The following is a 13,581-nucleotide window of genomic DNA, read 5'->3' as shown; positions in this document are numbered from 1 at the left end:
GAACGAACATGAGAATGCGATTCCAGACAAAATGGGTCAGTTTTGCATTAGCTTCAATACTTGCATTAACAACGGCAGGTTGTTCCAATAAAACGGACAATGCGAACCTGACCGAGGGCAGCGCAAAAAACGGGCAGCCCACGAAGCTGGTGTTTCTGACATCGGGCGATGCGGCCGCTAAGTCGATTCAACCCGGAGACCGGATTATTGCTGAAATTAATAAGCGACTAGGCATTGATCTTGAGGTCAGAACCGTTCCAGAGGGCGGATATGAGAAAATCAGCGTAGCCATGGCTTCGGGCGATATGCCGGATGTCGTAACGATTAACTATCCTTCGGCTTCCGTGAGCCAATGGATTAGTGAGGGGTTGCTAATCCCGCTTAACGACTATTTCCCCGTTATGCCGACTGCGAAAGCGAAAATTGAAGCCAATTTCAAGGGAACGGCTGATGACGGAAAGTATTACGGTTATCCATTTGTCGAACTCGATCGCTCCAATCAAGCGCTTGCCTACCGAGCCGACTGGCTGGAAACGCTTGGGCTGAAACCGCCTGAGACGCTGGATGACTTTTATCAAACCATGAAAGCCATTGCTACGCAAGATCCGGACAAAAACGGCAAAGCGGACACCTATGGCCTAACGGGAGTTAAAAGTACCGGGTTTAACAGTTCCTTCAACTTCGTGTTTTATGCCTATGGTTTGCCTTACTCCGACTGGGCGCTAGATAACGGCGGGAAAGTCATTCCCATTTTTGAGCATCCCGCATTTAAGCAAGGCGTTCAATATATTCACAAATTGTGGAGCGAGAAGCTGATCGATCCCGAATTTTTGCTCAACGACACGCAGCAGCGCGAACAGAAGTTTTATCAAAGCAAAGTCGGATTCATGGCCCCTGCTCTTTACCGGCATGTGAGTCGACTGGAAACAAGTTTGCAAAAAGTGAATCCTAACGGCAAGCTTGGGTTCATGGCTCCGCCTGCTGGTCCGGATGGGAAACGGGGTTTGGCGCAGGCTCCGAAGAGCGGCTTATTCACGGCGATTACGAAAAGTGCGAAAAATCCAGAAAAAGCGGCTAAATTCATTGAGTTCATGCTTTCCAAAGAAGGCCGTGATTTACTGGAGCTAGGGATCGAAGGCGTCCATTATTCCAAACAAGGCGATAAAATTACTTACAATGAAGAAGAGCGTGCAAAAGATAACTTCGCGTCGAATGGATGGTCTCATCCGCTTGCTTGGGGTAGTGTTGTTTGGCCGCTGACGGAAACCTACTTGCCGCAAAACGAACCTCAAGCGGACAGGGCTAAACAATCCGTAGAGATTGCCTCCAAATATATGGTTCCGAATTTGGTCAGCACGACAACGCCGGAAGAAATTGAACGAGGCAGTGTCATTAATGAACTGGCCAATCAATATTATTTGGATATGATTACGGGCAAGAAGGATATTGACAGCGGGCTGGCCGAACTGTCCAAGAAGTGGCGGGAACAAGGCGGCGACAAAGTGCTGGAAGCTGTCAATAAAGCTTATTTGGCACAAAAAAAATAAGTGATGGAGGCGAATGAACGACGATGAGTACCGATCAAAAGCAGGAATTGATGCATGCAAACCGAAATGAGCAGCCTAACATTATAGTCATCTTATCGGACGATCACGGGGCGTGGGCTATGGGATGTGCAGGCAATCACGAGATTCGCACACCTAATTTGGATCGCCTTGCAGACCAAGGGATGAGGTTCTCCAGCTTTTTCTGCACCTCACCAGTCTGCTCGCCGGCACGTGCTTCGCTGATGACTGGGCGCATTCCGTCCCAGCACGGTGTACACGATTGGATCCGGGATGGCAATGTAGGTAACTCCGCTATTCAATATTTGCAGGGGCAGATGGCGTACACGGATGTGTTGGCCGGTGCCGGTTACGTTTGCGGACTAAGCGGCAAATGGCATTTGGGAGACAGCATCACACCTCAAAAAGGCTTCACGCACTGGTATGCGCACCAAAGCGGCGGCAGCAATTATTACGATGCCCCGATGATTCGCGACGGCGAGCTGGTGAATGAGCCTGGCTATCTGACCGACGTCATCACGGACGATGCGCTCTCCTTCTTGGATCGGCAGGACGGCAGCAAGCCGTTTTACTTAAGCGTCCACTACACGGCGCCTCACAGTCCATGGATCGATAATCATCCTCAGGACATTGTTGATTCTTACGATAACTGCAAATTCGAAACTTGTCCGCAGGAGCCCAAGCATCCATGGTCGATCAAAACAGCACCATGGTCGGACGACCAACGGGAGAATTTAAAAGGTTACTTTGCTGCTGTAACCGCGATGGATACGAATATTGGCCGGATCGTAGATAAGCTGGACAGCATGGACATTCGCAAAGATACCCTGATTATTTATATGGGCGACAACGGCTTCAACTGCGGCCATCACGGCATATGGGGAAAAGGAAACGGGACGTTCCCGCAGAACATGTTCGATACTTCTGTCAAAGTACCGGCCATTTTTAGCCAGCCAGGCCTTATTCCCCAAGGGCAAGTTTGCGATAATCTCGTAAGCGGATACGATTTCATGCCTACGCTGCTTGCTTATGTGGGCTGTGAGCAACCGAACACCATCAAACTTCCTGGATCAAGCTTCCACTCCCTCCTCGTGGGCGAATCGGCTCCTATGCGTGAGCAGGTTGTCATTTATGACGAGTACGGTCCTGTGCGCATGATTCGGACGACCGACTGGAAATATGTGCACCGCTACCCTTATGGTCCGCATGAGCTGTACCATTTGGCCGAGGATCCCGATGAAAGACATAATCTGATCGACCTGCCGGAGACGCAAGAGCAGAGCGTCGCGATGAGAGGCGAATTGGAAGCCTGGTTTGCCCGCTACGTCGATCCCATGATTGACGGCGCCCGTGAAGGTGTAACCGGATTCGGGCAAATTGGGTTGGCCGGCGTTCATGGTAAAGGGAAAAAAGCCTATTTTGAGTAAGGAACAGGGCAAATGAGGGCAATTGAGCCTTGTCGTTAAAATAAGCTAGAATACGACACCGACATTCGAGCGACATTTTATCCAAAGTACGTTAACCTATGAAAAATGATTCATAGGAGGACAACCATGATGAGAGATTTGGAATTCATTATAATGGGTGTGTTCGTTGTAGGTATCATGTTCTGCATGTTTGTAGATGTGCTCATAAAGGACAAAGCGATGAGGTTCTCCTATCAGAGTCAACTTGAAAATGAAAGCAGTGAAAAGTCCTCGAAAGTCATTGAGGTATTTGAAGGGCTTGCAGATTTCGGAGCCTATGAGGAGACATTGCCACTGTCTTTATCTTCCGTCCAAAAAAGAGAAGTTGTTTACCCGATGTATATAGATTGCAGCCGGAACACTCTTCAAGCGCAGCCACCTGCGTGCTGAAAACATGCCGAGGACGCGTGGAGCGCAGCATCTTATCGCCTAAAAAGGGAATGGATACAGGGAATCCTCTGTGTCCGTTCCCTTTTGTTCGGTCTCTTCGAGTCTGGCAAATGCCCAAGGCCCTCGATCAGTTTCTAGTAGATGAAAATATTTCCATCTATATTGAATGTGTTACATAACAAATGATATAATTACTAGAACAATAGGTACTTCAGAAGCAGAAGTATATTTCCTACCATTCTAGCATATAATAGTCCTAAATTTCTTTTAGGAGGTTTTGGCTATGAGTGAAGGTAGCGGCAAGGAGGGTAAGGACATGCCATTTACTGAAGCTGCTCATAAAGAGGCAAAGCCAATTCCAAAAACTAACCTGGGTCTAACAACAAGACAAAAGGATATTATGAAGCAATTTATCGGCAAAGCTCCCACAACCCCCGTAAACTTGAATCAAGTGAGGGATTGGGAAAAGTATGGTGATCGTTGATTTTAATAATCCACATGAATTTCAAGGGTTCGATCAAGGGGAAGATATTTTAGTTGATACAGGGATTCTGTTGGCTCTAGCCTCAAGCCATGACCCATGGCATGAGACGGTCAAAGAACTGTTCGACAATTATATTTTCCCTGAGGGCGAACTCATTTTATTATATACGAATCCGCTTGTTGTAAATGAAGTGTTGCATTTATCCACCAGATCGCTTAAGAATTTCACTGAACGCTTCGGCATTATGTTTTCTGATGCTGATCGCCATGACCTAGAGGCGTTTATTGAAAATATGCTAACTATTTTTATCGAAGAGGGCATATTGAAAGTACTCGAAGGTGATAAAGATTCCGTTTTACACCAAATAAAACTCAAGAAGCATCTGGGTTCAGCGGATGCCGCCAACGTTAGCCTTGCAAATCTTTATGGGACTAATTTCCTTACTCTAGATAACATTCTAAAAAATAATATGGTAAAAGCAGAAAATTTTCTTCCAAATATAAAAAAAATTTATTACACAACTCCATTACATATGAGCTATAGATAAGTAAAAAAACGTAGACCAAACAATAAAGTTTGGTCTATTTTTTCTTCAAACAACTCCCACCTACCTCCTCATCGATTCCGATTCCGATACAGCAGAAAAATAAAAAACGGAGCGCCAATAGCTGCGGTAAACACGCCGGCTGGAATATCCAGCGGAGGAAACGCCGTTCGTGCCACGGTATCGGAGATCAAGACCATCAGGCTTCCAATCAGCGCTGACACGGGAATTAATCCCCCATATGAGGGAGCGACCAGCTTTTTCGCTATATGCGGCGCAATTAATCCTACAAAGCCAATCGCGCCGGCAACCGCCACGGCCGAACCCGCCAGCGCCACGCTGATAAACAACAAGAAGAAGCGATGCAGCTGAACGGTGGCTCCCAGCCCTGCAGCCAGGTCGTCTCCCATCTCCTGCAAGTTAATATGCCTGGCAAAATAGAGCGCCAATGGAATGAACACAATGACCCAAGGCAGCAAGGTATACACGTTGTCCCAAGATGTGCCGTAGACGCTCCCAGTCAGCCATGTATACGCTTTGCTCGCTGAATTCATCGGGCTGAGCACGATCATTAACATCGTTAAGGAACTAGTCGCCGCCGAAATTCCGATCCCGATCAGGACCAGCCTCGTGGGTGTAATCCCTTTATGCCACGCCAATAAATAAATGATCAGGGACACGAAGCCAGCCCCCACAAAAGCAGCTACAGGCAGCCAATGAATGCTGACAGTGCCTGCAAAATAAGTAATGAACGTAACTGCCGCTAGCGTGCCCCCGCCGGTTACGCCAATAATATCAGGCGAGGCAAGTGGATTACGGATCATTCCCTGAAGAATCGATCCAGCAACACCCAGCGAAGCGCCCACGAGGATGGCCACAATAATCCGTGGAAGCCTCAGCGTTCCGATCACCAGTTCGTGCTGCGGAGTACTTTGTCCAAAGATCGTTTTCATCACATCCTGCGGTGCAATGAAATTGCTGCCAAGCCCCGTACTAATGAAGAATATCACGATTGTCAGCAATGTCAGACCTGATATAACAAGGAGTGTCCTCCTATGAAAAAGAAAAGAAAACCTGCACGCCTTACTTCGGTACACGATTAATCGACTCATGACGATGACGTCCCTCCTTTCGAACGCAGCCCTTTTCTAGCGGTATAGATGAAAAAAGGCACGCCGATCAAAGCGGTCATAACACCAAGCGGTATCTCTCCCGGCATAATAACAAACCGGGCAACAAGATCAGCTAAAAGAAGCAAGATAGCCCCCAAAACAGCACAATATGGAATCACCCAACGATAATCGAGGCCAACAACAAACCGGGCAATATGCGGAATCACAAGACCGACGAAACCAATCGAACCGGCGACAGCCACCGAGCTGCCTGCTAACAGGATTACGGTTATGGCTACCGTCACTTTAACTAATCCAAGCTTCTGGCCCAAACCTTTGGCAACATCATCACCCGAAGCAAGAATGTTAACAGGATGGGCCATCACAAGCGCTGTAACGGCGGCAACTAACATATAAGGCAGCACCGGAATCAGCGTATCCAGGTTTTTGCCCGCCACAGCCCCCGCTAACCAAAACATGACATTCTGCAAGGTAGCCTCACGAACGACCAACATCCCTTGCGTAAACGAACTGAAGAGTGCGGTCATGGCAGAACCGGCCAATACAATTTTAATCGGCGTCAGCCCCTCTCGCCCTAGAGAGCCGAGAAAATATACAGCGAAAGCAGCGATACCTGCACCAGCGAAGGCTACCCATATCAATTGGTCAATTGACGTAAGCGGGAGAAATGTAATCGCGATGACGACAAAAGATACGGCCCCTGCATTGATGCCAAAAATACTCGGGGACGCTAACGGATTCCGTGTCAGCGCCTGCATGAGCGCACCGGCAATGGCAAGGTTCCCTCCAACCATTGTGGCGAATAGCGCCCGGGGAATCCGGGTCGTTCGAATAATCACTTGCTCGTTCGAATTCACATCGTAATGAATCAATGACTGCACAACCGATGCAACGCTTGTATGCGATGAACCAAGCACAACACTTAGCACAAAGGATAGTACAAAAATAATTATCCCAAACACCAAACCCATCGCTTTATAGGGTGTCTGGTGCAATAATGGTCTCACAGGGATCCTCCTCATCTAATTTTACTGTAAAATTAAGGGAAGGCCGTTGACATAAAGGTCAACAGCCTCGAAATTCCAATTATTTCGTCACACCATAGAATTTATAAAGATCATCAATCATTAGAGTTGCTGCTAACGGGCCGGAACCGTTATTCCACGTCGCTGCATTCACTTCGAATACTTTATTTGCTTTAACAGCTCTCAAGTTTTTCCACAGCGGGGAGTCACTCCAAGTTTTTCTTAACTCCAAGCGTCCATCCGTACGATTTGCCGTTTGGTCAAAAATGATGTCTGCATCCATCTGTGTGATATTCTCTTTGGATTGCAGCTGAATGCCCCAATCTTTGCCCCGTTGGCTGGCTGGACGGGTGATGCCAAGTTCCTCTAAGACAGATGCCGAGAACCCTGTGTACACGATACGGGCATGATCCACACGGAAGTCAACGATACCGGCTTCCAGTTTCAACTTATCTCCCATTTTTGCTTTAAAATCCGTTACTTTTTTATTCCAGTCCGCCAAAAATTTAGTTTCGGCATCCTTCGTATTCGTCGCTTCAGCTGTCAATTTCAACGAGTCTTTCCAGAAATACACGTCTTCCGTCATTACCGTTGGTGCAATAGCTTTTAATTGCTCATAAATTTTTTCATCACGGAATTTACTTCCGATAATAAGGTCTGGCTGCAAAGCAACCAATTTCTCCAGGTTCGGCTGATTTTCCGACCCCAGGTTCGTAACGCCATCCATTTTGTCCTTGATGTAGTTGTACCAAGGCTGCTCGATCCACGCCTCAACCGCTCCAACCGGCTTCACGCCTAAAGCCAAAGCAGCGTCTGTCGCCCCTTGGAACAAAGTTACGACTTTTTTAGGCGTACCTTTGATTTCTGTCGTACCCATCGCGTGCTTGATCACTCTGACGCTATTCGCATCCGCAGTCGCCTGTGCCGGCGCTTGCGTCTGTGCGGCTGCCGGAGCCGCTTCCTGTTTAGGCTGACAGCCTGTAAATATAGCTGCCATTGAAAGCATTGCAGCCAGTACTAGTGTTGCTTTTTTTTGCCTTACCATTTTTGTTGATCCCCCTACATATATATTCGATCAATGATATTGATTCTCATTCTTATTATACGGAAGTACCTGGTAATGAAAATGGACATTCGCGACCACTTTTTTGGACTTTTCTGACAATCATCCCCACACTTCCAAACCTAACTGCGTGTTACCAGTTCATGTTCAAGGGTTAAACCTAAATGCTCTCTCAACGTGGAACCTGTATATTCCGTGCGATAAATACCCCTTTTCTGAAGCTCGGGAATGACTTTATTCACAAAATCATCCAAACCTCCAGGCAAGAGCGCAGGCATCAAATTAAACCCATCTGCCGCTCCGTTCACTAACCAACGCTCCATCTCGTCTGCAATCTGCACAGCAGTTCCGGCAAAAGTAAAATGCCCTCTGCCCCCAGCCGTCCGGATAATCAGCTCTCGAATCGTCAGGTTTTCCCGGCGCGCCAGGTCGACGTATAGTTGGAACCGTGCTTTCTGCCCTTGTATTTCGTCTATGGATGGAAGATCCTCGAGCGGCACGGGACCGTCCAGCGGATATTGAAACAAATTGATTTTGAGCAGATCCGATAAGCTCCGAATGCCATATTCCGAAACGGCCAGCTCATTCAGCTCTCTTTCTTTCGCCTTGGCTTCCGCTTCCGTGTCCCCGACAAATGGGATAAACCCAGGCAGGATTTTCAATTGATCCTCGGAACGCCCAAACTGCTTCAATCTGCTTTTCACATCCGTATAAAAGGAAATCGCTTCCTCCATCGTGTTCTGCGCCGTAAAAATCACTTCCGCCAACTCGGCAGCAAACTGCTTGCCATCTTCGGATGAACCTGCCTGCACTAACACAGGGTGCGTTTGCGGAGAACGCGGGATATTCAAGGCCCCTTTTACAGAGAAAAATTCACCGGCAAATTCAGCGCCCTTAATCCGACTGACATCGGCATAGATGCCTGACTGCTTATCAACCAACAGCGAGTTTTCCGACCAACCAGCCCACAACCGTTTAACAACCTCCACGAATTCCTTGCCTCGTTCATAGCGGACTTTATGATCCAAATGGTGCTCTTTGCTAAAATTATGCGCCGTTGCATCTCCTGTCGAAGTCACGATATTCCATCCCGTCCGACCTCTGCTAATGTGATCGAGAGAAGCGAATTTCCTCGCAATATGGTACGGCTCATTGTAAGTGGTCGAGGCTGTTGCCGTCAGTCCGATATGCTCGGTCACGGCCGCTATCGCCGATAGCAGCGTGAACGCTTCAAGCTGGGGAATGACCCGATATTTAATTAACGGGGTTAACCTGTATTTTTCAGCTAAAAAGATAGAATCCATTTTGCCGCGCTCGGCGGTTTTGGCCAGCTGCTGGTAGTAGTCCAGACTTGTCGCAAGCTGCGGCTGCGCGTCCGGATGCCGCCATGAGGCTTCATGATGGCCTGTGCTCAAAATAAACAAGTTCAAATGCAGCTGTTTCTTCGGTTCTTTCACTCCTATCACCTCATATACTGGAATTTATCTAGATCGGCAGGACGTAGCCGTATTCTTTTCTTCTCTGCTCTTCCTTTTGCTGTTTCTCCAAAGCCTTCAAGCCGATTTCCGTCGCTTCGCTCGGATTGATAACGAAAACACCGTCATCATCCCCCACGATCAAATCGCCCGGCTGGATGCTTACCCCAAATACGCTAACAGGCGTATTGACCTCGCCCTCCAGCTTCAGCGTCCGCGTGGTGAGCGCGCTGATTCCCTTGGAATACACGGGAAAGCCGAGTCCCGTAATCGCGCGAACATCCGCAGCGCAGCCGGAAACAATGACACCGGCAACCTTTTTGGCTATCGCCGCATAGGTTCTGAATTCTCCCCAACAAGCACGCTGCTCATCACCGGACATGTCAATCACGAGCACATCCCCAGGCTGCACCAACTCCATCGCCTTAGTAATGGCACTGGAGTCAATATGCGGTGTACGTATGGTTACAGCGTTCCCCAGCAGCCGAATCGGCCTGAACAGCGGCTGAGCGCCGTGCAGAAAGCCGAAGTCTGTCATATGACCGATCGTAGAGGGGCTAATGTCTTTATACAGCTCCAGAAGTTCAGGCGTTACGCCTTGTACCCTTGGTTGAATACGAAACATACGTGATCTCTCCTATCGTTAACATCGTTAATTATGCGCGACTCGTCAGCTGAGCTTCTCTGCTCAAGTCTTTTGTCTGATGTGCCTCACTCAAAACATGAAAGGGATTCGCCACTTCGCCTTGGCCATAAGGCATGCTGCCCGGAACGCGCAAGGCCTGTTTTTTAAGAAGTGGACGCACGATCTGCTTCCATGGCCAAGCAGCCTTAACGAAAAGCGCGTCGTTCAGAACTTCCGCTACTTCCTCCGGCACTTCTGCTTTTTGGATTGCCTCCTCCAAACATGACTGAAGCTCTTTCCACAAGAACGCTTCTTTCAAGCCGTAGTAGTCAGCAACGCTTTTCAGTATGGCGTAGCTGTTCACTTGGATGCCGAGCATTTGGAAAAAAGTCAGCAGCTTTTGCGGCTGATCGTGATACAGCGAGTTCGGATATCCCGCACGGAGCGTGTATGCCGGGTCTTCGAGACCATTCGCTTTTAACCAAGGCACATGCACGCGCAGCGCATCATGATCGCGAAGCAGCAGCCCTTCGATTTTGCCATGCTTCCAAACGAGCACGCAGTTCTGGCCATGCACTTCCGGCATCATCCCGAGTCGGAACAAACGGAAACAGATCTCGAAGTAGGACACCAGCACTTCACGAAACAACTGCACGACGGCATCGGCACTTTGATCGGATCCAATCCATTTTAACCACTCATCAAATAGATGCCCGTTTTCCACAGACTCATGAACCGACAGCGCCGACATCGGCAGCAGACGAATATCAGGATCTTGCACAAGCTCTGCCGGATATTCCCGAATCATCGTAGATAAATGTCTTGGATAGTCTGCGAACAAATCCCGGTCTTCCGGCAAATACGCCCACCATTTTGTTTCATCGCATAAAAACAGCTTTTGCTTCAGCACGGTATCCCGCTCCACGGCTTGTCTCATCAAGGACTCCGCTTGCTGGCCGTTCATCAGCTTAATTGCCGACAAATAACGCAGCCCGCCAAGTGAATAAATGCCTAACGGCAGTTTCACATGATAAGGAATCTCGTTTTCCGGCATTAGGGAACGCACGGACGATGTTGCGTAGAAGGTGCCCGTTTCCGTCTCCAAAGGAATACAGATCTTCTCTTCGAGCTCTCTTTTGATCTGCTCCGGCAAAATCGCTGACATCTGCCACGGATGCACAGGGATCGCTGTATACGCGCCTTCACCTAGACCGCGTCGGTCCAGCTCTGCGTTGATTTGGTTTCGTTCTTCCTCCGAAAGCAGCAGGTCTACCGGAAACAACTCGCGCCCTTCCTCAAGCCCGGATACGACATAATCCTGCTTCACTGCCATCCAGTTCAGCTTGATCGGACGGCCAAATTCAGCCGTGTAGCTGCTGCACTCGTCATAAACCCATCCTTGCTTCACTTTGGACACCGGATGGAAAGGCCGGTCACGGTAAGCCGCTTTGCGCTCTGCCTCCAGCAGGGAAGCCGCCTGCGGCAATCCGAGAATAGGTGCGCTTGGTTGCTCATTTTCCAGCGAAAATGAGGTTTGCAGCAGCGTTTGTTCGATCATATGCAGGAACTTTACTGCGCCATATGGATCTACCGCCACCGGGTCATTAGCGTACAGCGTCACAACATGCCCCATAAGCTCTAGCGAGCCGAGCCTGGACAGATTTCCTTGGCTTACTTTATACACACCGTAGGAAGCTTCGAACCGATATGGCTGCGTGATCGACGTGCTCACTGGAAACACAATGACGGCATCCTCCAGCTTCCACCGGTATACATGAGTTGCCTGCGCTTCTACCTCAGCTCCTAGTTGCTGCTGAACCATTTTCAACTGATCGTCCTGCGAGGCAATTGAAGTCCATTCTTCTTTGGCTAGCAATTCGACAGAAGCGTGACCTTCTAGAAATTGTTCCGCCAGTAAAGCATTCACCAGATCTTCCAATACCCGTTGTTCAGCCTTATTACCTGCATGTTTGTTTGGCATTATACACGGCCTCCTTGTGAGAAACGATAATGGGCTAACGGGTTCGGAACATGCTTTGGATCGACTTCCATGTCCTTCCACAGCCTTCTACGCGCTAATTGTTCGATCCGAATTGTATCGGAGAAGAGGTCATATTTTTTAAAATTAGCCTCATGCTCGGGGTGCTCCTGTTGATACTGCTGAATGACATCGGCGACCATTTGCCAAAACTCCGACTCTTCCAGCCCATATCGCTCGTTCAAAAATATCCCGATATCGCCTAAACACACGAAGAAAAAGGCGCTATGCAGAAAATCTTTTACGGCTTCCAAGTCATCCGTTTGCATATAGGAATGCCGGTTGATTGCCCGGTGCGCTGCAGGTTCCAAGTTCAGATCCGGACAAAGCTCCGGCTGTGGAAGCTGCGCTTTGGAGAACCGCAAGCCATCGTGGAAATCCTTCAACGCCAGTCGAACAGGCAGGCCGTCTTTATGGATGAGCACGATATTTTGAGCATGCGACTCCATCGCCAATCCGTGCGCATACAGCATGTGAATAAGCGGGGTTATGGCTGTATCAAGCAGTTGGCGCGTCCAGGCTTGGAGGCCATATTGCTGTACCCACGGCTCAATAAATGGCAGCTGACCGTCTACATACGTGACGGAGCTCAGCGGAATAGCGGCTTCGCCGTCTTTCAAGAAGCGGTGTACGCTTTGCCTCCACACGACCCCCAAGTTCCCGTAAGCCTGCGGCTGCAAGTCAGCTGGAAGCTGATCATACTCATAGGTGATGCCTGCAAATTCAGCCAGAAAAACAAAATCAAGCTTCTGAGCCGTCTCATCTTTCTCCGTCAGCGACAACAACCAGCGCGAAACAAGCGGCGCGTTCAGAATCGTATGCTTCGCGAGCATGCGTCTGGTCGATGTATTCGTAATATTCAGCGCCATTTTCAAATAAGCTCTCTCTGGGTTCGACTGATTCGCCCAACTGCGAATGGATTGCTGTGCACGGTAGACATCATCACCATACCCAAGCTTCACGATTGTAGAATCCGTTAATTGCTGCTGAAAGGCAGAGGTAATCATGTGTTCCCACTGCCAAGGATGAACAGGCATGAACAGATAATCAGCCGCATTCAACCCTTTTTCGGTCAAAATCGCCTCGAATCGGCTAACAATGCCACTGCCAAGTTCATCCTGAATCATCTTTCGATAATCTTCACCTTCCAAAAGGGAAAGCTGACTTTGAGCCTTGGCAACGGCCAACCATACAGGCTGCAGATCTTGATTAAACTCAGGGCCGTAACGTGCATTCTCCTCTAAGCTAAAGCCGATTCGAGATTTATAACACGGGTGATACGGATGGCCGTCCAGCAAGCTTTCCAACTCATCATAGCTGCGCTGCTGCCCTGTTTGTGGCAAAGATGTCCGGTATGCCTGAGCCTGGACATCGTTCACGAACGTGCTTTGCAGCTCTTGAAGCAGCATACCCAGCCGTTCTTTGTCCGGCTGAATCTGGCCAAGCACTTCCATGACGAACTGGGACACTTGCGCAGTCGCCCATTCTTCCTCCCCCTTCTGGCGCTTGATTGTATCTCTGGCCAAACGGATGCGGTCAAAGGTCATTTTTCTTTTTGCTTGAAAACGATAAGTTACCGTCTCCCCGTCAGCCGCTTTCCCTTGCAGAACAAGCTCCCCATCAAATCCGGAAGCCGGCACTCCGCTTAAGGGGATGACAATTTGCTCATAAAGAACAGCTTCAATTAACTGACCAAGTACCCGTTCCTCTACTTTTTTATCCAAATCAACCTGGCTTGCAGATACCCATTGTGTCGTATTCATTCGCTACACC

12 protein-coding genes are annotated in these 13,581 nt (G+C 48.8%); 5 read left to right on the top strand and 7 right to left on the bottom strand.

Annotated features, from left to right (window positions below):
* The first annotated feature begins 8 nt into the window (after window positions 1–8).
* The 5 genes from ACKTT9_RS04130 to ACKTT9_RS04110 all read left to right on the top strand — a co-directional run bounded on the left by ACKTT9_RS04130 (window position 9) and on the right by ACKTT9_RS04110 (window position 4,452).
* On the top strand, window positions 9–1,547 hold the full coding sequence (locus tag ACKTT9_RS04130; protein WP_407870577.1) for an extracellular solute-binding protein: 1,539 nt from the start codon (window positions 9–11) through the stop codon (window positions 1,545–1,547).
* A gap of 23 nt (window positions 1,548–1,570) precedes the next feature.
* Window positions 1,571–2,992, top strand: a complete 1,422-nt coding sequence (locus tag ACKTT9_RS04125; RefSeq protein ID WP_407870576.1) for a sulfatase-like hydrolase/transferase — start codon at window positions 1,571–1,573, stop codon at window positions 2,990–2,992.
* Between the two features lie 126 nt (window positions 2,993–3,118).
* Entirely contained in the window at window positions 3,119–3,421 is a 303-nt protein-coding gene (locus tag ACKTT9_RS04120) for a hypothetical protein (protein WP_407870575.1), read from the top strand.
* 283 nt (window positions 3,422–3,704) lie between these two features.
* The gene (locus ACKTT9_RS04115; protein ID WP_127457692.1) at window positions 3,705–3,905 is read left to right on the top strand and encodes a hypothetical protein; all 201 of its coding nucleotides are present in this window, start codon (window positions 3,705–3,707) and stop codon (window positions 3,903–3,905) included.
* Window positions 3,892–4,452, top strand: coding sequence for a PIN domain-containing protein (locus tag ACKTT9_RS04110; RefSeq protein ID WP_407870574.1), 561 nt, complete (start codon window positions 3,892–3,894; stop codon window positions 4,450–4,452). The genes ACKTT9_RS04115 and ACKTT9_RS04110 overlap by 14 nt, the downstream gene beginning before the upstream one ends.
* Window positions 4,453–4,520: 68 nt before the next feature.
* Here the strand turns inward: ACKTT9_RS04110 and ACKTT9_RS04105 are convergent, their stop codons facing one another.
* The 7 genes from ACKTT9_RS04105 to ACKTT9_RS04075 form a co-directional block, all read right to left on the bottom strand.
* Window positions 4,521–5,561, bottom strand: coding sequence for a FecCD family ABC transporter permease (locus ACKTT9_RS04105; RefSeq protein WP_407870573.1), 1,041 nt, complete (start codon window positions 5,559–5,561; stop codon window positions 4,521–4,523).
* Window positions 5,558–6,589, bottom strand: coding sequence for a FecCD family ABC transporter permease (locus tag ACKTT9_RS04100; RefSeq protein WP_407870572.1), 1,032 nt, complete (start codon window positions 6,587–6,589; stop codon window positions 5,558–5,560). Before ACKTT9_RS04100 ends, ACKTT9_RS04105 begins: the two co-directional genes overlap by 4 nt.
* Window positions 6,590–6,668: 79 nt before the next feature.
* Entirely contained in the window at window positions 6,669–7,652 is a 984-nt protein-coding gene (locus ACKTT9_RS04095) for an ABC transporter substrate-binding protein (protein WP_407870571.1), read from the bottom strand.
* Between the two features lie 140 nt (window positions 7,653–7,792).
* Window positions 7,793–9,127, bottom strand: coding sequence for an LLM class flavin-dependent oxidoreductase (locus tag ACKTT9_RS04090; protein WP_407870570.1), 1,335 nt, complete (start codon window positions 9,125–9,127; stop codon window positions 7,793–7,795).
* Window positions 9,128–9,155: 28 nt separating this feature from the next.
* Window positions 9,156–9,770: an RraA family protein gene (locus tag ACKTT9_RS04085; protein WP_407870569.1), complete on the bottom strand. Its 615-nt coding sequence runs from the start codon at window positions 9,768–9,770 to the stop codon at window positions 9,156–9,158.
* A gap of 31 nt (window positions 9,771–9,801) precedes the next feature.
* Complete coding sequence (locus tag ACKTT9_RS04080; protein ID WP_407870568.1) at window positions 9,802–11,751, bottom strand: IucA/IucC family protein; 1,950 nt, start codon at window positions 11,749–11,751, stop codon at window positions 9,802–9,804.
* Entirely contained in the window at window positions 11,751–13,571 is a 1,821-nt protein-coding gene (locus ACKTT9_RS04075; protein WP_407870567.1) for an IucA/IucC family protein, read from the bottom strand. Before ACKTT9_RS04075 ends, ACKTT9_RS04080 begins: the two co-directional genes overlap by 1 nt.
* Window positions 13,572–13,581: the final 10 nt, after the last annotated feature.

The sequence above is a fragment of the Paenibacillus sp. P36 genome (genome assembly GCF_045866505.1).
GTDB lineage: Bacteria > Bacillota > Bacilli > Paenibacillales > NBRC-103111 > Paenibacillus_E > Paenibacillus_E chondroitinus.
This window is presented reverse-complemented; position numbering and strand designations above follow the sequence as displayed.